Source organism: Mesorhizobium sp. WSM4310, assembly GCF_007003935.1.
Lineage (GTDB): Bacteria > Pseudomonadota > Alphaproteobacteria > Rhizobiales > Rhizobiaceae > Mesorhizobium.
Map to the genome: position 1 here is coordinate 123,500 of NZ_VFTA01000001.1, position 19,786 is coordinate 143,285.

At 64.8% G+C, this 19,786-nt stretch carries 19 protein-coding genes; 11 read left to right on the plus strand and 8 right to left on the minus strand.

Going from position 1 to position 19,786, the window contains the following annotated elements; genetic code table 11:
• Nucleotides 1-4: 4 nt before the first annotated feature.
• Nucleotides 5-1,057 carry a 3-carboxy-cis,cis-muconate cycloisomerase gene (locus tag FJV80_RS00585; RefSeq protein WP_142875281.1) on the plus strand — a complete coding sequence of 351 codons (1,053 nt, stop codon included), beginning with the start codon at nt 5-7 and terminating at the stop codon, nt 1,055-1,057.
• The gene (pobA, locus tag FJV80_RS00590; RefSeq protein ID WP_142875282.1) at nt 1,057-2,229 is read left to right on the plus strand and encodes a 4-hydroxybenzoate 3-monooxygenase; all 1,173 of its coding nucleotides are present in this window, start codon (nt 1,057-1,059) and stop codon (nt 2,227-2,229) included. The genes FJV80_RS00585 and pobA overlap by 1 nt, the downstream gene beginning before the upstream one ends.
• Nucleotides 2,230-2,288: 59 nt before the next feature.
• On the opposite strand, the gene FJV80_RS00595 is transcribed toward pobA, so the two are convergent.
• The 3 genes from FJV80_RS00595 to FJV80_RS00605 are packed head-to-tail and all read right to left on the minus strand — an operon-like array spanning nt 2,289 to nt 5,331.
• Nucleotides 2,289-3,152, minus strand: a complete 864-nt coding sequence (locus FJV80_RS00595; protein ID WP_095771223.1) for a carbohydrate ABC transporter permease — start codon at nt 3,150-3,152, stop codon at nt 2,289-2,291.
• Nucleotides 3,149-4,039 carry a sugar ABC transporter permease gene (locus tag FJV80_RS00600; RefSeq protein ID WP_142875283.1) on the minus strand — a complete coding sequence of 297 codons (891 nt, stop codon included), beginning with the start codon at nt 4,037-4,039 and terminating at the stop codon, nt 3,149-3,151. The genes FJV80_RS00595 and FJV80_RS00600 overlap by 4 nt, the downstream gene beginning before the upstream one ends.
• Nucleotides 4,039-5,331: an extracellular solute-binding protein gene (locus tag FJV80_RS00605; protein ID WP_095771221.1), complete on the minus strand. Its 1,293-nt coding sequence runs from the start codon at nt 5,329-5,331 to the stop codon at nt 4,039-4,041. The genes FJV80_RS00600 and FJV80_RS00605 overlap by 1 nt, the downstream gene beginning before the upstream one ends.
• 316 nt (nt 5,332-5,647) lie before the next feature.
• Here FJV80_RS00605 and FJV80_RS00610 point away from each other — a divergent pair, with 316 nt between their 5' ends.
• From FJV80_RS00610 to FJV80_RS00640, 7 genes are read left to right on the plus strand one after another with little or no spacing between them, the layout of a single operon-like run.
• A complete protein-coding gene (locus FJV80_RS00610; RefSeq protein ID WP_142875284.1) occupies nt 5,648-6,919 on the plus strand; it encodes an extracellular solute-binding protein in 1,272 nt (423 codons plus the stop codon).
• A 52-nt stretch (nt 6,920-6,971) separates the two neighbouring features.
• Nucleotides 6,972-7,904, plus strand: a complete 933-nt coding sequence (locus tag FJV80_RS00615) for a sugar ABC transporter permease (protein WP_095771219.1) — start codon at nt 6,972-6,974, stop codon at nt 7,902-7,904.
• Nucleotides 7,901-8,755, plus strand: a complete 855-nt coding sequence (locus FJV80_RS00620; RefSeq protein ID WP_142875285.1) for a carbohydrate ABC transporter permease — start codon at nt 7,901-7,903, stop codon at nt 8,753-8,755. The genes FJV80_RS00615 and FJV80_RS00620 overlap by 4 nt, the downstream gene beginning before the upstream one ends.
• On the plus strand, nt 8,752-9,492 hold the full coding sequence (locus FJV80_RS00625; RefSeq protein WP_142875286.1) for a PIG-L family deacetylase: 741 nt from the start codon (nt 8,752-8,754) through the stop codon (nt 9,490-9,492). Before FJV80_RS00620 ends, FJV80_RS00625 begins: the two co-directional genes overlap by 4 nt.
• Nucleotides 9,489-10,364, plus strand: a complete 876-nt coding sequence (locus FJV80_RS00630; RefSeq protein WP_142875287.1) for an ROK family protein — start codon at nt 9,489-9,491, stop codon at nt 10,362-10,364. Before FJV80_RS00625 ends, FJV80_RS00630 begins: the two co-directional genes overlap by 4 nt.
• Entirely contained in the window at nt 10,361-11,131 is a 771-nt protein-coding gene (locus FJV80_RS00635; RefSeq protein WP_032920989.1) for a GntR family transcriptional regulator, read from the plus strand. Before FJV80_RS00630 ends, FJV80_RS00635 begins: the two co-directional genes overlap by 4 nt.
• Before the next feature lie 36 nt (nt 11,132-11,167).
• On the plus strand, nt 11,168-11,959 hold the full coding sequence (locus FJV80_RS00640) for an SIS domain-containing protein (protein WP_095771214.1): 792 nt from the start codon (nt 11,168-11,170) through the stop codon (nt 11,957-11,959).
• 104 nt (nt 11,960-12,063) lie between these two features.
• On the opposite strand, the gene FJV80_RS00645 is transcribed toward FJV80_RS00640, so the two are convergent.
• Nucleotides 12,064-13,347 carry a D-tagatose-bisphosphate aldolase, class II, non-catalytic subunit gene (locus FJV80_RS00645; RefSeq protein ID WP_142875288.1) on the minus strand — a complete coding sequence of 428 codons (1,284 nt, stop codon included), beginning with the start codon at nt 13,345-13,347 and terminating at the stop codon, nt 12,064-12,066.
• On the minus strand, nt 13,344-14,297 hold the full coding sequence (locus FJV80_RS00650) for a sugar kinase (protein WP_142875289.1): 954 nt from the start codon (nt 14,295-14,297) through the stop codon (nt 13,344-13,346). The genes FJV80_RS00645 and FJV80_RS00650 overlap by 4 nt, the downstream gene beginning before the upstream one ends.
• A gap of 259 nt (nt 14,298-14,556) precedes the next feature.
• Here FJV80_RS00650 and FJV80_RS00655 point away from each other — a divergent pair, with 259 nt between their 5' ends.
• Complete coding sequence (locus FJV80_RS00655) at nt 14,557-15,591, plus strand: LacI family DNA-binding transcriptional regulator (protein ID WP_095771211.1); 1,035 nt, start codon at nt 14,557-14,559, stop codon at nt 15,589-15,591.
• On the opposite strand, the gene FJV80_RS00660 is transcribed toward FJV80_RS00655, so the two are convergent.
• The 3 genes from FJV80_RS00660 to FJV80_RS00670 all read right to left on the minus strand — a co-directional run bounded on the left by FJV80_RS00660 (nt 15,579) and on the right by FJV80_RS00670 (nt 18,820).
• Nucleotides 15,579-16,529, minus strand: coding sequence for an alpha/beta hydrolase (locus FJV80_RS00660; protein ID WP_142875290.1), 951 nt, complete (start codon nt 16,527-16,529; stop codon nt 15,579-15,581). The genes FJV80_RS00655 and FJV80_RS00660 overlap by 13 nt on opposite strands.
• Before the next feature lie 112 nt (nt 16,530-16,641).
• On the minus strand, nt 16,642-17,790 hold the full coding sequence (locus FJV80_RS00665; RefSeq protein ID WP_142875291.1) for a Gfo/Idh/MocA family oxidoreductase: 1,149 nt from the start codon (nt 17,788-17,790) through the stop codon (nt 16,642-16,644).
• A gap of 268 nt (nt 17,791-18,058) precedes the next feature.
• Nucleotides 18,059-18,820 (minus strand): DeoR/GlpR family DNA-binding transcription regulator, encoded by a 762-nt coding sequence (locus FJV80_RS00670; RefSeq protein WP_142875512.1) that lies wholly within the window; start codon nt 18,818-18,820, stop codon nt 18,059-18,061.
• Nucleotides 18,821-18,982: 162 nt separating this feature from the next.
• On the opposite strand from FJV80_RS00670, the gene FJV80_RS00675 reads away from it, so the two are divergent.
• The gene (locus FJV80_RS00675; protein ID WP_142875513.1) at nt 18,983-19,786 is read left to right on the plus strand and encodes a class I fructose-bisphosphate aldolase; all 804 of its coding nucleotides are present in this window, start codon (nt 18,983-18,985) and stop codon (nt 19,784-19,786) included.

The window sequence follows — 19,786 nt, forward strand, 5'->3', positions numbered from 1 at the left end:
AGACATGACCGTATCGCCCTTCGACCATCCGCTGCTCTCGGCTCTCCTCGGTGATGAGGAAGCATCGCGGCATTTTTCCGTCGAGGCGGAAATCGAGGCGGCGCTGGCGTTCGAGCGTGCGCTGGCGGAAGCGGAAGCCCGAAACGGGATCATCGGCAGGGATGCCGCGGCAGCGATTGTGACGGCGCTTGGCACGTTCCGGCCGGACACCGCCTTGCTCAGGGCGGGTGTCGCCAAGGACGGCGTCATGGTGCCGGAACTGGTGCGCCAGATCAGGGTGGCGGTCGGTGAACCGCATGGCGACAAGGTGCATTTCGGTGCGACCAGCCAGGACGTCATCGACACGAGCCTGGTGCTTCGGCTGAAAGCGATCGTCGAGCATATCGGCCTGCTGCTGACCGAAACCGTTTTGCGCCTCACCTCGCTTGAGCAGCGCTTTGGCGGCAGGGCACTGGCCGGCATGACCCGCATGCAGCCGGCGATCCCGGTCAAAGTGGCGGATCGCATCATGGCGTGGCGGGCGCCGCTGCAAAGGCATCAGGAGAGGCTATCGGAACAGTCCACTCGCCTGCTCGTGGTACAATTCGGCGGCGCCGCCGGCACGCTGGAAAAGCTCGGCGACAAGGGGCCGGCGGTGCGCGCCGCGCTTGCCGCAAAACTCGGCCTTGCCGATGCAGCGCAATGGCAGAGCCAGCGCGACGCGCTCGCCGACTTCGCCGGCTTGCTGTCGCTGCTGACCGGCAGCCTTGGGAAGTTCGGCCAGGACATCGCGCTGATGGCGCAGGGCGGAATCGACATCACGCTCTCCGGCGGCGGCGGCTCGTCGGCCATGCCGCACAAGCAGAACCCGGTGAAGGCCGAGGCGCTGGTGGCGCTGGCCCGCTTCAACGCCATGCAGCTTTCCGGCATGCATCAGGCACTGGTGCATGAACAGGAGCGCTCGGGCGCGGCCTGGATGCTGGAATGGCTGTTGCTGCCACAGATGGTCGTCGCCAGCGCCGCGTCGTTGCGGCTCGCCGCCGAACTGGTCGGACAGATCGAAAGCCTTGGTCACTGATGCGCACGCAGGTCGCCATTATCGGCTCGGGACCCTCCGGCCTGCTGCTTGGCCAGCTTCTGGCCGGCATCGGCGTCGAGACGGTCATTCTGGAACGATCGAGCCGCGAGCATGTGCTTGGCCGCGTGCGGGCAGGGGTGCTCGAACAGGGCACGGTGGAACTGCTGGAAGAGGCTGGTGTTGCCGCAAGGCTGCATGCCGAAGGCCTGCCGCATTCCGGCATTTCGCTGGCTTTCGACGGGCGCCTGCACCGCATCGATCTCGCCGCACTCACCGGCGGCAAGCATGTCACCGTCTATGGCCAGACCGAAGTGACGCATGATTTGATGGACAAGCGCGAGGCGGCCGGGCTGACCACGGTCTACGAGGCGGCCAACGTTGCGCTGTATGGTTTCGATGGCGCCGCACCGTTCGTCACCTATGACAAGGACAGCGTCTCTCATCGCATCGATTGCGATTTCATCGCCGGCTGCGATGGCTATCACGGCGTCAGCCGCAAATCGGCGCCGGAGCGCGCGCTGAAAACCTTCGAGCGGCAGTATCCGTTCGGTTGGCTCGGCGTGCTCGCCGAAGTGCCGCCGGCCGATCACGAACTGGTCTACGCCAATCACGAGCGGGGTTTTGCGCTGTGCTCGATGCGTTCGACGCATCGCAGCCGCTACTACGTGCAGTGCCCGCAAGATGACCGGGTTGAGGCCTGGTCCGACGACCGTTTCTGGGACGAGCTGCGCCGCCGCTTGCCGGAACGGACGGCGGCAAGCGTCACCACCGGGCCATCCTTCGAAAAGTCGATCGCGCCGCTGCGCTCCTTCGTTGCCGAGCCGATGCGCTTTGGCCGCCTTTTCCTGGCAGGCGATGCCGCCCACATCGTGCCGCCGACCGGTGCCAAGGGTCTCAACCTCGCCGCCAGCGATGTACGCTATCTCTTCGCCGGCCTGCGCGAGTTCTACGTTGGAAAGTCCGAAGCTGGCATTGAGGCCTATTCGCAAAAGGCGCTGGCGCGGGTGTGGAAGGCTGTGCGCTTTTCCTGGTGGATGACGACCATGCTGCACCGCTTCCCCGATACAGGCGATTTCGGTCAGCGCATCCAGGAAGCCGAACTCGACTATCTCGTGCACTCACAGGCCGCGTCGACCGCGCTCGCCGAGAACTACGTCGGCTTGCCTTGGTGAAGCTCTTTCTTTGACGCAATCCGGACGGAAAACCGCTCCACGCTTTTCCTGGATTTGCTTTATCCCTTGATCGCCGAGCCGACGATGGAATCGACGAAGAAGCGCTGCAGCAGGACGAACAGTATGAGCGGCGGCAGCACGGCCAGTGTCGCGCCGGCCATCACCAGGCCGGTATTCACCGCGCCTCGATTGTAGCTCAAGAGCCGGCTCAGGCTGATGACGATCGGGTAGGCGTCGGCATTGCCCTGCAGCACGGTCAGCGGCCAGAGATAGCTGTTCCAATGGTAGACGAAGGCGAACAGGGCGAGTGCGGCGATCGCCGGCGCGACGCTGGGCGCCACGATCTTGAACAGGATCAGCAACTCCGAAGCGCCGTCCATGCGCGCGGCGTCGATGAGGTCGTCCGGCACGCCGGCGATGAACTGGCGCATCAGGAAGATGCCGAAGGCATTGGCGAGATTGGGCACGATGATGCCGGCCAGGCTGGCATTGAGCCCGATCGAGCCGACGAGGCGATAGAGCGGGATCAGCGTCACGATCGGCGGCAGGAACATGGTGGCGATCAGCAGCGAAAACAGCAGCGATTTGGCGGGGAAGTGGTATTTGGCGAAGGCATAGCCGGCCATCATGCTGGTGCTCAGGATGCCGGCGGTGGTGATCGTGGCGATGACCAGGGAGTTCCACATCGAGCGGCCGACATTGACCACGCCGGAAACTTTTTCATAGGCGTCGAGGCTCGGTGTGTGCGGTATCCACACCGGCGGCACCTGCATGCTCTCGGCCGGGGTTTTCAGGCTCGACAGCACCATCCACACCAGCGGGAAGGCCGAGGCGACGGCGACCAGCAGCATCAGCGTCGCCAGCAGCGCCTTGCGGCCGGACGGGCGCTTGCGTGACAGCCGGCTCGACGATCCCCCGCTCATTCCTGATCCTTCCGGTTGGCGAGGGCAAACAGCGCGCAGACAACGACGATCAGCGACAGCATCAGCATGACCGCCATCGCCGAACCCAGACCGCCTTGCGCGCGTTCGATGCCGACGCGGCGGATGTGGTAGGTGAGCACATTGGTCGAGCCGACCGGCCCACCCTGCGTGATCAGCGCCACCGGCTCGAACACCTGCACGGCGTTGATGATGGCGATGACGGCACTGAACAAAAGCGTGCGCCGCATCAGCGGCAGTGTGATGAAGCGGAACTGCTCGAAGCGATTGGCGCCGTCGAGCTTGGCCGCCTCGTAGAGGCTGCCCGGGATCTGTGTGAGGCCAGCGATCGCCAGCACGGTGAAATAGCCCACCTGCTGCCAGACATTGAGCAAGACGATCGAGACCAGCGCCGAGCGCGGCGACGACAGAAAGGGCTGCGGGCCGATGCCGATGAGGCCGAGCATCTGGTTGAGCGGCCCCTCGCTCGGCGAATAGAGCTTCGACCAGACCAGCGCCACCGCGATCATCGGCACCATGTAGGTGTAAAACAGCACCGTCCTTAGCGCCGTGCCGCCGGCGACGTCATGCTGGTAAACCATCAGGCCGAAGGCCACCGACAGCGGCAGGATGAGGATGACGGAGAGCGCGGTGTAGATGGCGGTGTTGGTGAGCGCGCCCTTGAAGTCACGCCCGACCGAGGAGGCCCCAAAGATCTCGCGGAAATTGTCGAGGCCGATGAAGCTGGCGCTGGAAAACGGCGTCTGCGTCGACCAGTCCTGAAAGGACAGCCAGACGGTGAGCAGCATCGGCAACAGGATGAAGATGCCGATCAGCGTCACGGCGGGCGCAAGCATGATGCCCGCCGAGGCACGGTACCTCTGGATCATTATTTGGCGGCGCGCTCCAGGATCGAGGTGGCGTCAGCCTGTGCCGTCGCCTGCGCATCCTTGGCCGAGACCTGGCCATACTGCAACGCCTCGAGCGTCTGCTGCAGGGATTCCGAGAATTCCTGTCCGCCCGGCACCACCGGGAACGGCTTGGCATCGGTCAGCACGCTGACATAGCCGGAGAGGAATTCCGAGCCGAGCTTGTCCTTGTGCGCCTCGATGTCGGACAGGCGCGAGGGCAGGATGCCCATCGACATCAGGATGTCGGACATCGCCGAGGCGCCGTTCTTGCCGGATTTCGGATTGTTCAGCCAGGCCAGGAATTCCCACGCCGCCTTTTGCTCGGCCGCGCCGGCATTGGCGTTGACCACGGTCATCCAGGAATAGGAGATCGAATGCGGCTTGTCGCCGCTCGGGCCGACCGGGATCGGCGCGGTGGCGATGTCCGCGAATTTATCGCCCATGCCGGTCTTCAGCGCGCTCTCCCACCAATTGGCCATGATGATCATGCCGGTCTTGCCGGAGACGAAATTGTCGAGGAACGGACCCGTGGTGTTGGCATCCGCCGTCGCCATCGCCGGCACGCTGGCGCTCGACTTGATCAGGTCCTCATAGAGCTGGAAGGTCTGTGCCGCCTGCGGGCTGTCCAGCGCCGGCTTGCCGTCCTTGACCAGCTCGCCGCCGTTGGAAACGAGCAGCGAAGCGAAGGGATGGACGACGCCGGCCGCCCAGCTGTTGATCATACCGAAACCTTGCTGGCCGGCCTCCTTGTTGGTCAGCTTCTTCGCCGCATCCTTGAACTCGTCCCAGGTTTTGGGTGGTGCCGCGATACCCGCCTGCTTAAACAGCGCCTTGTTGTAGTTCAGCGCATAGACGTCGATCTCGTTGGGAATGCCATAGAGCTTGCCGCCGACAGAGGCAGCGCTGGTGACGCCCGCCGGCCACGCGCCCTTGACCTCGCTGGCCACCGCGTCGGGCGCGGGCGCAACCAGCTTGTCGCGGGCGAGTTCCGGCAGCCACAGATCGTAGATGCCGCCGATCGTCGGCCCGTCCGAGCCGCCGCCTTGCGAGCGCAGCGTGGTCAGGAGATCACCGAAGGGCACGGCGCGCACGGTGACGCTGACGTCCGGATTGGCCTTGGCATAATCCTTGGCCGCAGCCTCCAGCAGCGCAACCGTCTCCGGCGACCAGTGCGTCAAATAGGAGATGTTGACCGATTGCGCCCATGCCGTGGCAGGCAGGATGGCCAGGCCCGCGGCCAGCGCCAGTTTCGAAGTCCAGGCAAACGACATTCCTCATCCTCCTATCGATCACCATGACGTTATGACAACTTTAGGCGGTGGCGCAAGAGCCTGTCGGCGAAAAAGCTTTGTATTGACCGGTTTCAGATTCTTCCGCCTTGTCGGTTACGATAGTTTTGTCGTTTGAAAACAAAATGTTGATGGCATCTGGTTGCCCGTTTTTCCTCGCTGGAGCCATCCAGGAGGTGTGCCAGACCTCTTGCGAACGCTGCTATGTCGTTATAATGACTTTGCTGGAGCCAATGACTCTTTCGCGGCGTCGCAGCGCCTCGGGACGCCAAGGACAGAAAACAATGGGAGACTGGCAATGAGCATGCTTTCACTTCACCGGCGCGCCGCCCTTGGCCTGATCGGCGGCCTTGCCGCTGCTTGCGCCGGCGTCCTCATCACCTTGCCGGCGAGGGCCGACAGCACGGTGACACTGTGGAGCTGGCGCACGGAGGACGAGGCCGCGATGCGCCGCATCTTCGACGCCTTCGAGGCCAAGAACCCCGGCATCAAGGTCGACATCCAGTTCACGCCGGACGCCGATTACCAGAACCGGCTGAGCACCGCCCTGCGCGGCGGCCGCGGGCCCGACATCGCCCAGCTCAAGGCCTACGGTGAATTGCAGCCCTTCGTCGACGCCGGCTATCTCGACGCGCTCGACGACAGCGTGCCCGAATTGAAGAACATGGCGGACGCCGCGCTGGGCGGCGCGCGCGGCCGCACCGACGGCAAGCTCTATGGCGTGCCCTATTCGGTGCCGATGATGGGCGTCTTCTATAACCAGGATATCTTCGCCGCCCAGGGCATCGAAATCCCCAAGACCTACAAGGATTTCGTCGCCGCCTGCGAGAAGCTTAAGGCCGCAGGCATCACGCCGATCGCCACCGGCGGCGCCAACGGCTCGGCTTGGGAGCTTGAGATCGGCGTCGGCGTCATCGGCCCGACCGTCTACGGCCCGGGCTTCTACGACGAGATGATGACCGGCAAGGCGACCTTCGAGGATCCGCGCTATGTCGCGGCGCTGAAGCGCTTCGCCGAGCTGAAGCCTTATTTTCCTGATGGCTTCGCCGGCATCGACTACACCACCGCCACGCAACAGTTCATTGGCGGCAAGGCGGCGATGTTCCTCGGCGGCTCGTTCGAGAACGGCAGCTTCAAGGCGCAGAACCCGAAGCTGAAATTCTCGATCTTCCCGTTCCCGGCCGACGATGCCGGGGCAAAGCTCTACACCTCAGCCTTCTCCGACGGCTCCTATGGTCTGGTTTCGGAGAGTCAAAACAAGGAGGCCGCGACCAAAGTGCTGGGCTTCATGGCTTCGGCCGAATTCGCGCAGATGTTCGCCGACGAGCTCGGCTGGCCGCCGGCCCGCACCGATGTCACGGTGAAGGATCCGGTGCTGGCCGAGATGATGGCGATGTCGAAGCACTCCACGCCCTATCTGACGCTGGTCGGCTTTCGCTGGCAGTCGCCGACGGCCTCTTCGGTGCTGCAGTCGGAGATCATCGACATGGTCGAGGGCAACATCGCGCCGGAGAAACTGGCGGCCGACATGCAGGCCGCCGTCGCCACCTGGTTCAAGCCGAAACAGTAAGGAGCCGGCCCGTCGCATCGCGGCCGGCCTCTCGTCCGGACACAAACAGCGCATGACCACCCTTCGCCGCACAAGCAGCCTGAAGCGCACGCAGCAGCGCATGGCCGTGCTGTTCATCCTGCCGGCGCTGGCGGTCTATGCCCTGTTCGTCCTCTATCCCCTGGCGATGTCGCTATGGGGTAGCTTCTTTGTCTGGAAGGGGCTGCGCATGGTGGAATTCGCCGGCCTGTCGAATTTCTCGCGGCTGTTTGTTTTCCCCAGCGGCGCGCGTCTCTACGGCGCGCTCTGGCACAACACCGCCTGGTTCTTCGGCATCATGGCCTTCCAGAACGGCATCGGGCTTTTGTTTGCCTGGCTGCTGTTCCTGCGCGACAAAGGGACCGCCTTCTTTCAGTCGGTCTTTTTCTTCCCGGCGGTGCTGAGCCCGGTCATCGTCGGCGCGCTCTGGCGGCTGCTTTTGGCGCCGGGCGGCGTCGTCGAATGGGCGCTGAACGGGCTCGGCCTGCACCAGGGCAGTCTCACCGTGCTCGGCAACAGCCATACGGCGCTTGGCATGCTGATCGCCGTCGACGCCTGGAACTGGATGGGCCTGCCGGTGCTGATCTACACGGCGGGTCTGCGGCAGATTTCCGGCCAGATTTTCGAGGCGGCGAAGCTCGACGGCGCCGGCAATGCGCGCATGCTGTTCTCGATCGCGCTGCCGCTGTTGATGCCGGCGCTCGGCACGCTGACGACGCTGTCCTTCATCAACACCTTCAACCAGTTCGACATCGTCTATGTCATGCAGGGTGTGCAGGGCAATCCGAGCTATTCGACCGACACGCTGGTGACCTACTTCTACCGGCTCGCCTTCGGCGCGGAGGGGGCTGTCGGCATCACCGATATCGGGCTCGCTTTGGCGCTGGGCACCATGCTGTTCCTCATCCTCAGCCTCGGCACGTTGATGATGCTCCGCTTCTTCGACCGCCGCACGGTGCAGCTATGAACGCGCTGGCGATTTCAGGCAGGCCGGTGCTCTCGCGGCAGCTGGCGCGGCTGCCGGGCTGGACGGTGCTCGCCGTGTGGACGGCGGCCGTGCTGTTGCCGCTCTACATTCTCGTCGTCTCCTGCTTCAAGACCACGGCCGAGATCTACGGCAACCGGCTTGGCCTGCCGCGGAGCTGGGCTCTCGACAATTTCGTCAACGCCTGGACGCGCGCCGATCTGGGCCATAATTTCATCAACAGCCTGATCGTCACCGGCGCTGCGGTGGTGCTCACCATCGTCGTCTCGGCCATGGCCGCCTATCCGCTGAGCCGCTACCGGCTCGGCTGGAACGCCGTCATGCTCGGCCTGTTCCTGTCCGGCATCATGCTGCCGATCCGGCTGGCCTCGGTCGAGCTGTTCACGCTCATGCGCAATCTCGGCCTCCTGGATTCGCTGACCGGATTGATCCTGGTCTATTCGGCGATCCGCATTCCCTTCGCCGTCTTCATCTTCGCCAATTTCATGCGCGTCTTACCCTCCGAACTCGACGAGGCGGCGCGCATGGATGGTGCGGGCGAAGTCCGCATCCTGTTCCAGATCATCCTGCCGATGGTGAAGCCGGCGGTGTCGATCGTCGCCATCTTCACGGCAATCGCCGTGTGGAACGATTTCTTCTTCCCGCTGATCTTCATCTTCGACGATCGCTACAAGACCGTGCCGCTGGCGATCAGCGTCTTCGTCGGCCAGTTTCGCACCGATTGGGGCCTGGTGTTCGCCTCGCTGGCGATCTCCATGGCGCCCATCCTGATCATGTATTGTCTGCTCGCCCGCCAGATTCGCGAAGGCGTCGGCGCCGGGGGGATGAAATGATCGAGGACAGGATCTACGCCGCACACTCCATCCTGGTGATCGGCGCGCATGCCTTCGATGCCGAGGTGATCGCCGGGCCGTTGGCGGCGGCCGCCGTCAAGCGCGGGGCTGCGGTAACCTTCCTGCATCTGAGCATGGGCGAACAGGGGCACCCCTGCCTTATCCCCGAGCATTATTGCGTGCAGAAGGAAGAAGAAGCGGGCAGGGCGGCCGCGCGTCTTGGCGTCACCTCGCGTAGCCTTGGCCTGCGCGATGCCTTCCTGCCTTCCAACGACGAGACGGCGCTAGGAGTGTGCGACGTCATTCGCGAGCTGAGGCCCGAAATCGTCATCACCCATTGGCACGGCAGCTGGCACAAGGACCATCGCGCGGCCGCGCATCTGACGCAGACCGGCATCTTCTTCGCGGCTCTGCCGACCATTGCCAGCGATCATGCGGCGCACACGCCGCAATTGCTCCTGTTCGGCGAGAACTGGGAGGACGATGACGGTTTCCGCCCCGAGCATCTCGTCGATGTCAGCGACGGCTTCGAGGCCTGGAACGAGGCGGTCAAGGAATACGAGCTGGCGCGCGGCCTGAGCAGCTTCCCCTATGTCGACTACTACAGCGCGCTCTACCGGCTGCGTGGCTGCCTGCGCGGCACGCGCTATGCCCAGGCTTTCGCGACGGCGTCGCATTCCTGGAATGCCGGCAGCGGCCTGTTCTCGCCACCGTTCGGCAAAGGGTCGAGCCGATGACGCGGGTTCTGGCCATCGATCTCGGCGGCACCAATCTGCGGGCCGCGATCTCGACCGGCGACATCGCCGCACTGAAGGTGCTGAGCCGTGAGCCGGCACCGGCAAGCCTCGATGCTTTTGTCGCTCGCATTAACGCGCTGCGCGCGGAAGCCGGCCCGGTCGAGGCGCTTGGCATCGCCGTGCCGGGGCTGGTCGAGGGCTCGGCCTGCCGCTGGATTCCGAACCTGCGGTTCCTCGACGGCGTCGATCTCCAGACCCTCTTTCCAGACCTGCGCATCGCGCTTGGCAATGACGCGCAGATCGCGTTGCTGGCGGAAGCCGTCGAAGGCAGCGCGAACGGCATGTCGGACGCGATCCTGCTGGCCATCGGCACCGGCATCGGTTCGGCAGTGCTGGCCAATGGCCGCATCGTTGCCGGCGCGCACGGCGGCGCCTGCTCGTTCGGCTGGGCCTGCGCCGACATCAAGGACGATGGCGCGGAACGCAGCGGCTGGCTGGAGCGTGTCGCTTCCGGCCGGGCGCTCGATGCGCTTGCCGGCCGGATCGGGCTCGCCGACGGCCGCCAGCTGATCGCCGCTGCCCGCGCCGGCGAACTCGCCGCGCAGACCTTGCTTGAAGTGCCGGCACGCCAGCTCGGCACAGCGCTTGCCGGTGCGGTGGCGCTGCTCGATCCGCAGGCGGTGCTGATCTCAGGCGGATTGGCCGAGGCGCTGGACGTGATGCGGCCGCCGCTGCTGACGGCGCTGCGCCGTCAGTTGCCCTCGCATCTGCGCGGCATCGAGATCCAGCCCGGCCAGTTCGGCCCGGGGGCGGGACTGGTCGGCGCGGCGCTGGCCGGCCGTGTGGGGGAAGGGTGGAGGCAGGTGCGATGAGCGAAGCGAGCTTTCAGCAGCCGGACCGCAGAAGGCCGGAGCCGCTCTGGTATCAGGTCGAGGAAGCGATCCGCGCCATCGTCAAGAGCGGCGAATGGGCAACGGGCGACCAGATCCCGGCCGAGGACAGGCTGTGCGCGCTGTTCGGCGTCAGCCGCATTACCTTGCGCCATGCCTTGCGCAATCTCGAGGAGGCTGGGCTGCTGCGGCGCGAACATGGCCGCGGCACCTTCGTGCGCTCGACCACGCTGGTCGCCGGCACGCGAGAACTGACCAGCTTCACCCAGGAGATGGGCAATATGGGCGTGGTCGCCGGCTCGCGCCTGCTCGATTGCAGCCTGACCACGGCCAATGCCGCCGCCGCTGGCGCGCTGGAGATCGAGGAGGGCGATCCGGTGGTGCGCATCCGGCGCCTGCGGCTCGGCAATAATGAGCCGATCGGCATCCAGACGGCGCAGCTGTCGGCCGTGCGCGTGCCGGGCTTCCTCGACGCCGGCCTGCTTCAGGGCTCGCTCTACGAGGCGCTGGAGCGCCATTACGGCATCGTGCCGGTGGCCGCGCGGGAAAATTACCGCGTTGGCGCAGTTGGCGCGGCGGATGCCGAGCTGCTCGATCTTCCGGCCGGCAGCCCCGCCTTCGTCGTCGAGCGCATCACCACCGACGAGCGCGGCCCGTTCGAATTCACCGTCTCGATCATGCGGGGCGACCGCTATGAAATCCGCTCGACGCTGCGCGCCGGCCGTGTCCCGTCAACCCCCAGAAGCTGATCCTTTCCAAGCCTAGATATCAACAGGAGTACCCAAGTGTCCGATCTCTACATCCACCGTCTCACCGCCCTTATCGACCAGGCGGCAAAAGCCAATGAAGAGGCCTTCGGCCAGGCCGCCAGCCGCTTTGCCGACTCGCTTGAAGGCGGCGGGCTGGTCCATCTCTACGGTTCGGGCCATTCGGTGCTGCCGGTTCAGGAAGTGTTCCCGCGCTACGGCAGCTATGTCGGCTTCAACCCGCTGACCGACCCGCGTGTCATGTGGCACAACGTGCTCGGCGCCGGCGGTGTGCGCGAGCTGCTGTGGCTGGAGCGGACGGAGAAATACGCCGAGAAATTCCTCGACCACCAACCACTCAACAAGGGCGATTCGATCATCATCTTCGGCCACAGCGGCCGCAATTCCTCCGGCATCGACACCGCGCTCTATGCCAAGAAACGCGGCATCTTCGTCGTCGCGGTGACCAGCAAGAACAATCTCGACAAGCCGGCGACGCACTCCTCCGGCAAGCGGCTGGCCGATGCGGCGGACCTCGTCATCGACACGTGTTCGCCGATCGAGGACGCCATCGTGCCGGTCGAAGGCTGGAGCCGCCCTGTGTCGGGCTCGTCGACGGTGCTCGCCATGATCCTGGCGCACGAACTCATCGCGCGCACCGCCGAGCAACTCGCCAAGCGCGGCATCGAACTGCCGGTCTTCGCCTCGCCGACGATATCAGGCGTGACGCTGCACGACACCGACGTCATCTACGGCGTCTACCGCGAACGCATGCTGGAAGCGCAGAAGAAGCACCTGCCGACCTTCCAGGCGACAATGCGCGGCGAGTGATATCCCGAGATCGGGGAGGCGGTGCCTCCCCGACGCGCACCGCGATCTGGAACCCTGTAGCATGACTGGGCGCTGGTCGTGCCAACGAAGCCGTAACCGTCGGATCAGCCGGTTGCGCTGCCGTAGATGTCGAGAACCTCTGTCACGCTGGCGATCAGCAACGCCTCGGCTTTTGGCGCGACCGACCCGTTCGCCACCATGCTGTTCAGGCGGCCGAGATGCTGGCTGATGAGGGGCGGGGGGATGTCGCGGTCGCCGATCGCCTGCATCAGCGCGTCGGTGGCCTGCCGGGCTGCCGGGGCGGGCCAATAGTAGCGGATGCGGTCGCTGTAGGAGAAATGGCGTTCGATGCGCTGTTCGGCCTCCGAGCCGTGATAGTAGTTCTTCCAATTGCCCGGCGCCGCCAGCATGACGCGTTCCATCGCTGCCGGCAGTCCTTCGCGCGCCGGGTCGGGAGCCAGAATGTCGGCGATATGGCTCAGGCCATAAAAGGCTTCGCGCAGCGCGAAGGTCAGCCACGGCCCGACCTTGAGGATGGCGAAGCCGTCGTCGACCAGCGCGGTCAGTGCCGAGACCGGCTGGTAGTCGGTCGAATGCGCCTCGAAGACGAATTGCGGCAGATCCCGCAACGTGCCGGCCAATGCACGGGCGCGTTCCGGTTTATAGCTGATCACCTCGGCATTGCCGAATTCGACACCCGGCTGCACGACGACGCCGAGCGCCCGCGAGAAGGCCTGGTCGAGGCCTCGCTGGCTGAAGGCATCGCGGTGGATACGCACCGTCTCTCGTGCCGCCTCGGGCGTCGTCACCGCCAGATGGTCCATCGCCTCCAGCGCGCCGCCTGGCACCGGCACCTCCGTGCCGATGACATAGACAGGCTTGGGGCCGCCCGCTCCTTCGGCCGCGGCCTCCGCCACCTCGGCCAGTTCGGCGGCGCGCGCGGCGATCGTCGCAACGGGCGGTGCGACACCTTCGCCGGCGCAGCCCATGCTGGCGTCGAGATGGATCTTGGTGAAACCAGCCTCGGCATAGGCGTCGACCATGCGCGAAGCCTTGGCCATGGCCTCGGGCGCCGGCAGATGCTTCCACGGATTGGGGCCGAGATGATCGCCGCCGAGCACCAGCCTGTCGAGGGAAAAGCCGATCCTGCCGGCGATCGCCTCCACGAAGCGGCGGAAATCCGCCGGTGTCATGCCGGTGTAGCCGCCTTCGTGGTTCACCTGGTTGCAGGTGGCCTCGATCAGCACGTCGGCGCCGCGCGCCTTGCCGTGGCGCAGCGCCGCTTCGATGACCAGCGGATGGGCCGAGCAGACCGAGGCGATGCCGCAGCGTTCGCCGGCCGCACGGCGCGCCGCGATGGCAGCCAGCCTGTCCGTCGCCTGGCTCATGCCGGTGTTCCGGTCTTGGCGGTCGGGAGGAAGGCCTCGACGGCGGCAAGCGAGGCGATGCCCTCCATCGGTCCCTTCTTGGTCACCGCCAGCGCGCCGCAGCCATTGGCGACGCGCAGTGCCTTTTCGGGCGCCTCTCCGCGCAGCCAGAAGGAAACGAAGGCCGCGGCAAAGCAGTCGCCGGCGCCGGTCGGGTCGATTTCGTCGACGACGAAGCCGGGTGACGCGGTGCGTCCGGTCTTGTCGTAGTGAACGGCGCCTTGCGCGCCTTTCTTGATGACCACGGCGGAGATACCGCGGTCCAGCATTTCGCGCACCGCGCTCTCCTCGTCGGTCGCCCTGGCGAAGATGAACAGTTCCGGCCCGCTCGGCAGGAAGACATCGGTCTTCGACAGCACGAAATGCAAGGCGTCGCGCATGCCCGGCAAATCCAGCATCTCCTTGCGGATGTTGGGGTCGAAGGACACCGTGCCGCCGCGCGCCTTGACCGTCTCGATCCCGCTGCGCGCCACCTCGATCACTTCTGGCGAGAACAGCGACGTGCCCATGACGTGAAAATGGTCGGCGCCGGCCAGCAGCGCGCGCGCCTCGGCGTCGATCTCGATCAGGCCGGCGGCACTGTGCTTGATGTTGTAGACGAAGTGCCGGCTGCCGTCGGTTTCATAGGTGACGAAGGCGGAGCCCGTGGCGGCACCCCGATGGACCTTGATGGCCGAGATGTCGGCCCCGTCGGCGCGCAGGCGCTCGATGTTCAAATGACCGAAATCGTCGTCGCCAACGGCCGCGATCAGGCCAGCCGGCTGGCCGAGCCGAGCCGCCTGGTCGATGAAGATCGCCGGCGCGCCAGATGGAAACGGGCCGACGAGCGGGCCGGGGGCAAGGAAACTCTGACCGATCCGCTCGGCCATGATCTCGACCAGGATCTCGCCGGCGCAAACCAGTTTCTTCATGTCCTCACCATTGCCGGATGGTTGGCGGCCGGTTGCCGAGCGCCTTTCGTCATGTCCGTGCGGTTCAAAACCTAAGTTGCAGCTTTAGGAGCGTCAATAAAGAATTTGACGCGCGCAACTCTTTTGGGTTGTACTGGAAACGCAAAAATTTGACTGAACAAATTCGGTCAAGCAATGCTGCCACACGGCAACGGCCGCAAGACTGATTCTGGCCCGACCGGGAAGGTTGGCGGGCGCGGGCAAGGGGGTGGAAAAATCGATGGCGGAGAAGACCCACCGCACGATGGATGATTTCGCCAGGGCGTCAGGCGTGTCGCGGCCGACCCTGTCGAAGTATTTCGACGATCCGGCCAGCGTTAAGCCGGCGACGCGGGCGCGCATCGAGGCGGCGCTGCGATCCTCGGACTATCAGCCGAACGTTTTCGCGCGCAATCTCAACCGCAAGCGCACCCGCAATGTCGGCATCGTCGTGCCAGCGCTCACCGATCCGTTCTATGCCGAAATGGTCAGCCGCATCGAGTTGCGCTGCCGCGACGAAGGTTTCTGGCCGATCGTCATCTCCTCGCACGGTTCGCCGAAGCTCGAGGCTGAATCGGTCAGCACGCTGATGTCGCTGAAGGTCGCCGGCGCCATCGTCGCTCCGCTGGGGTTGGTCTCCGAACCCGGCGTCTTCGAGCGCATGAGCAAGGACATTCCGATCGTCTATTTCGACACCTATATCGAGGGCGACACGCCTTTCGTCGGCAACGACAACCACCAGAGCACCTCGACCATCGTCGACTATCTCTGCCGGTCCGGCGAACCGCCGGCCTATGTCGACATTCCGCACGTCAACCACAATTCCGGCGAGCGCCTGCAGAGCTATATCGACACGATGCGGTCCGCCGGACTGGAACCCGTCGTGCTTAAGGCGGCGGGCGATTACAGCTGGGATTTTGAGCGCATCGGCCATGAATGGATGGACAGGACGCTCGAGACAGGCGGCCTGCCGGCGCGCACGCTGCTGTGCGCCAATGACCGCCTCGCTTTCGGCGTCATGGCGGCGGCCTTCTCGCGCGGGCTGAAGATTGGCCGCCGGGCCGATTGCGATTTCCGTGTCGCCGCCCATGACGATCATCCGCTGAGCCGTTACACCTGTCCGGCGCTGACCACCATGGCGCAGGATTTCGCCGCCATGGCCGGCCGCAGCGTCGAGATCCTGCTGGCCTTGCTGGATGAGGCCGATTCACCCGGCCAGGGTCCGGCACGCAACGTCAAGCTCGGTGCGACGCTGGTGATGCGTCAGTCTGCCTGAACACGCGTCTGCAATTGCAGCCAGGCGGCCGCCTCGCTCACCGCCTGCCGCGCCGCCAGTATATGGCGGCCCATCGAGACGAAGCCGTGGATCTGACCCGGCCAGGGCCGCAGGATCAGAGGCACGCCTTCGATCCGCAGACGCTCGGCATAGGCCGTGCCTTCGTCGGCAAGAATGTCGTGGCCGGCGATCACGACGAATGCAGGTGCCGCGCCGGCAAGGCTTGATGCCAGCAGCGGCGAGACGCGCCAGTCCGTGATGTCGTCCGGCCTCCGCACATAGTGGTCGCGGAACCAGGCCATGGTGGCGGCGGTGAGCCCGAAGCCGTCGCCGAAACGCCGATAGCTGTCCGCCGTCTGGCGGGCGTCGGTGTTGGGATAGATCAGGACCTGCGCGGCAAGCGGCGGCGCCAGCCCGTCGCGGGCAAGCAACGCCAGAACGGCGGCAAGGTTGCCGCCGGCGCTGTCACCGGCAACGGCGATACGGGCCGGGTCGACGCCGAGCGCGCCGGCATTCTGCGCCATGAAGCGGAGCGCTGCCGTGCAATCCTCGAGCCCGGCGGGAAATTTATGCTCCGGCGCCAGTCGGTAATCGGGGTAGACCACGACGGCGTTGCCCAGATTGGCCAGCCATCGGCAAATCTCGTCATGCGAGGAGAGGTTGCCTATGACCCAGCCGCCGCCATGCAGATAGAGCACGGCGCGCGCCCCGGTGCGCGGCGCGCCGATGCCGCGATGGATGCGGATCGTGACCGGGCCGTTCGGCCCATCGATCTCTTGCCGCAAGGTCGCCGCCACTGGCTCGTGTTCGCCCTGCTGTGTCGGGAACGAAGCGTTATAGGCGGCCCGAGCCGCCGCCACGCTACCGTCTTCGAAAGGCTCGCCGCCGGCCGCACGGCCCATTTCAAGGACGTGCAAAGCATCAGGGTCAAGCGTCATCGCCATCTCCATCGAAAGCAATTCCAGGAAAGTGTACGGCGGTTTTTCCTTGGGAATTGCGTGAATACAAGAGATAGGGCGGTTCGCCGTTTCCGCGAAAAGGCGAACCGTTCTAGGCGAGGAGGCTGCTTGCCTCCTCCTCGGTCAACAGCGCCGGCTGGACGACATCGCCGGTGATGGCGACGGAACTTTTCGTTTCGCCGGAGTGCAGAACGGCCTCCATGATCTCCAGCACATGCAGCGCCAGATTGCCGGACGCACGGGGTGCGGCGCCTGTCTTCAGCGAACGCACCAGATCGGCGACGCCGAGCATGCGGTAATTGGCACGATCAGGCGCCGCATAGGGCCAGTTGCGGGCGCCGTAGAACTCGTTTTCGCTGGCGAAATCCTTCCACTGCGCGCCACGTTCGGACAGCGAGACGGTGCCGCCGAACGTGTCGGGATCGGGCAGGCGCAGCGAGCCTTCCGTGCCGTGCAATTCGATCGGATGGTTGGAATGCTTGAAGACGTCCCATGAGGCGCCGAAGGTAACGGTGGCGCCCGAGCGGAATTCGAGCAGGGACATCACGTTGGTCGGCGTCCCGACCTCGAATGTCGTGTTCTTGAACGGCCCTTCGGCCGTGATCAGGCGTTCCTGCTGGCCGCGTGTCGCCATCGCCATGACGCGCCCGACCGGGCCGAGTAGATTGACCAGCATGGTCAGGTAATAGGGACCCATGTCGAACACCGGGCCGCCGCCCGGCTGATAGTAGAATTGCGGGTTGGGGTGCCAGTGCTCCATGCCACGCCCCATCATGAAGGCAGTGCCGGTGACCGGACGACCGATGGCGCCCTCGTCCATCAGGCGGCGCGCGCGGCGTCCGGCGGCACCGAGGAAGGTATCGGGGGCGGAGCCCAGCAGCACGCCGCGCTTGGCCGCCTCCGCCACCAGCCGGCGCCCGTCGCTGGCCGACGTGGCCAGCGGCTTTTCGGTGAAGACGTGTTTTCCCGCCGAAAGGGCTGAAAACGAAATGTCGAAATGCGCGGCGGGAATGGTCAGGTTCAGGACCAGATCGATCTCGGGGTCGGCCAGCAGCGCATCGACACCGAGTGCCCGGATGCCATATTCCTTGGCCCGCAACGCCGCCATGTCGGCGGAGATATCGGCGCAGGCGCTCAGTTCGATTCCACCGAAAATGGCGGCATTGCGCAGGTAGGTCATCGAGATGTTGCCGCATCCGATGACGCCAATTCCCAGCTTCGCCTTTGATCTTGCCTGCATTTCTGGTCGGTCCTCTCACTAGGCTCATGCTCTCCCGGATCCGCTGCACCGGCAACGGATCGTGGTGGAAGAGCGCTATACAACATTTTAAATATTGACGCGCGTAAAATTTTTATAGATCATGCGAAAATGCTGGCGCAACGTCGGGAGGCTGCCAGCCCGAGGAGGAGAAAATGACAGACCGGAAAAAACGGCCGGGCGCCGATGCGGATTCCGTGGGCCATGAGCGCATTGGATATTTCCGTCGCGGCCAGGGACCGCGACGCGGTCAGGAATAGATCACCTTGGCCCCGGTCCTATCAAGCTGGCTGCGTATCGGGCCGGACAGGCCATCGTCGGTGATCACAACATCGACGCTCGACAGCGAAAATGCCTTGGAGGTCCCGCTGACACCCCATTTGCTTGAATCCGCAAGGAGGACAACGCGCCGGGCCATGCGCACGAGGTTTCGCTTCGTCCGCGCCATGTCTTCGTTCACGTCGACCACATCCAGTGACGAGTCAATCGCATGCGCTCCAACAAAGACCTGATGCGCCACCAAGCCGCCGAGAGCCGTGTCGGCATCGGTGATCAGCGTGCTCACCGTGTCTGGATAGACCCGGCCACCGATCATGTGAACGTCGAGCCCGGGCCGATGCATCAGATGCTGCACGATATTCATCGCCGTGGCCGCGACCACGACATTGCTGAGTGGCGGTAACAGCATGGCAACCTGCATCAGTGTCGAGCCGCCGTCGAAGATGACCGATTGGTTGTCCTCGAACAGTTCCACCGCTGCCCGGGCGATGCGTTTCTTTGCATCGAGGTTCGTTTGCATCCGCCGGGCGAACGCGGCCGTGGTCGAATCTGTGGTCCGGGTCACCGCTCCTCCACGGGTCTTGGTCAGCAGTCCCTTGCGGTCCAGTATCTCGAGGTCGGAGCGCACCGTGACTTCCGACACGCCAAAACCGTCTGACAGGTCCTTGATGCGAACCTGTCCGCTGCGTTGGACTTCACCCAGGATCGATTGGCGTCTCTGCTCTGACAACATTGCCTTGTCCTTGCCTCCATGCGCCATGCGATCGCCCTGGCCTCGGTTCACTCTACCAAAAATACGCGAATTCGAAAGATTTCGAAAGATTGCATTTGTCATTTCTTTCGCAAACACTGGGTCCGGGATTTTGAAATCAATCGATTGGAGAGTTTTGGACTCATGAGCCTCGGAACCAAGGTGCGCCTCGCGCGCCTCTTCTCACATTCATCGGGGAATCTTTTTGGCGGCGCGGTCGACCACTTTGTCGGCTATGGCGACGTGCGCAAAGGCGGCCTTGCCGATCTGCCGGGCGCGCTTGCACGCGTCATGTTGGGCAAACCCGACTACGTCAGCATCCAGCCCGGCACCGCGCGCCATCTGTGGCCGCAATATGCGGGCAAGGCTTCGCTGGTGATCCAGGCCGGCTGCTTCACCCCAGACGATCGCATCAGTGAACTGATTGCAACGCCCGAGGATGCGGTGCGCGCTGGCGCCGATGCGTTGGCCGTGGCCATTCCGGTGCGCGGCGCGACCGAGGGCAAATACATTCGCTGGCTGACCGATTCGGTGAATGCGGCGGCCCGCTATGGTATGCCGGTGGTGGCGCATATTTATCCTCGCGATTTCACCGACGGGGCAAAGATCGTCTTCACCCCCGACGAGATCGCCTATGCGGCGCGCATCGGCTACGAGTCCGGCGTCGACGTGATCAAGATCGGCTACACGGGCGATTTCGAGTCGTTCCAAGAGACCGTGCGAACCTGCCCGGTGCCGGTTGTGATCGCGGGTGGGCCGAAGACCGATACGCTGCTCGGCGCGCTTCAGCAGACGGCGGACGCCATCCGTGCCGGCGCGCGCGGGGCCGTGGTGGGCCGCAATCTCTGGGGGCATGGCGATCCTCAGAAGGCAGCGCTTGCCTTTCGGGGCGTCATCCATGACGGCCTTTCGGCGCAAGACGCCTTGGCGAGAGCGGGGGCGGCCTGA

What these genes read in the sequence shown, in the direction of transcription:
- FJV80_RS00585 (WP_142875281.1), top strand. Translation starts at nt 5, where the DNA reads ATGACCGTATCGCCCTTCGACCATCCGCTGCTCTCGGCTCTCCTCGGT.
- pobA (WP_142875282.1), top strand. Translation starts at nt 1,057, where the DNA reads ATGCGCACGCAGGTCGCCATTATCGGCTCGGGACCCTCCGGCCTGCTG.
- FJV80_RS00595 (WP_095771223.1), bottom strand. Translation starts at nt 3,152, where the DNA reads ATGAGCGGGGGATCGTCGAGCCGGCTGTCACGCAAGCGCCCGTCCGGC.
- FJV80_RS00600 (WP_142875283.1), bottom strand. Translation starts at nt 4,039, where the DNA reads ATGATCCAGAGGTACCGTGCCTCGGCGGGCATCATGCTTGCGCCCGCC.
- FJV80_RS00605 (WP_095771221.1), bottom strand. Translation starts at nt 5,331, where the DNA reads ATGTCGTTTGCCTGGACTTCGAAACTGGCGCTGGCCGCGGGCCTGGCC.
- FJV80_RS00610 (WP_142875284.1), top strand. Translation starts at nt 5,648, where the DNA reads ATGAGCATGCTTTCACTTCACCGGCGCGCCGCCCTTGGCCTGATCGGC.
- FJV80_RS00615 (WP_095771219.1), top strand. Translation starts at nt 6,972, where the DNA reads ATGACCACCCTTCGCCGCACAAGCAGCCTGAAGCGCACGCAGCAGCGC.
- FJV80_RS00620 (WP_142875285.1), top strand. Translation starts at nt 7,901, where the DNA reads ATGAACGCGCTGGCGATTTCAGGCAGGCCGGTGCTCTCGCGGCAGCTG.
- FJV80_RS00625 (WP_142875286.1), top strand. Translation starts at nt 8,752, where the DNA reads ATGATCGAGGACAGGATCTACGCCGCACACTCCATCCTGGTGATCGGC.
- FJV80_RS00630 (WP_142875287.1), top strand. Translation starts at nt 9,489, where the DNA reads ATGACGCGGGTTCTGGCCATCGATCTCGGCGGCACCAATCTGCGGGCC.
- FJV80_RS00635 (WP_032920989.1), top strand. Translation starts at nt 10,361, where the DNA reads ATGAGCGAAGCGAGCTTTCAGCAGCCGGACCGCAGAAGGCCGGAGCCG.
- FJV80_RS00645 (WP_142875288.1), bottom strand. Translation starts at nt 13,347, where the DNA reads ATGAGCCAGGCGACGGACAGGCTGGCTGCCATCGCGGCGCGCCGTGCG.
- FJV80_RS00650 (WP_142875289.1), bottom strand. Translation starts at nt 14,297, where the DNA reads ATGAAGAAACTGGTTTGCGCCGGCGAGATCCTGGTCGAGATCATGGCC.
- FJV80_RS00655 (WP_095771211.1), top strand. Translation starts at nt 14,557, where the DNA reads ATGGCGGAGAAGACCCACCGCACGATGGATGATTTCGCCAGGGCGTCA.
- FJV80_RS00660 (WP_142875290.1), bottom strand. Translation starts at nt 16,529, where the DNA reads ATGACGCTTGACCCTGATGCTTTGCACGTCCTTGAAATGGGCCGTGCG.
- FJV80_RS00665 (WP_142875291.1), bottom strand. Translation starts at nt 17,790, where the DNA reads ATGCAGGCAAGATCAAAGGCGAAGCTGGGAATTGGCGTCATCGGATGC.
- FJV80_RS00670 (WP_142875512.1), bottom strand. Translation starts at nt 18,820, where the DNA reads ATGTTGTCAGAGCAGAGACGCCAATCGATCCTGGGTGAAGTCCAACGC.
- FJV80_RS00675 (WP_142875513.1), top strand. Translation starts at nt 18,983, where the DNA reads ATGAGCCTCGGAACCAAGGTGCGCCTCGCGCGCCTCTTCTCACATTCA.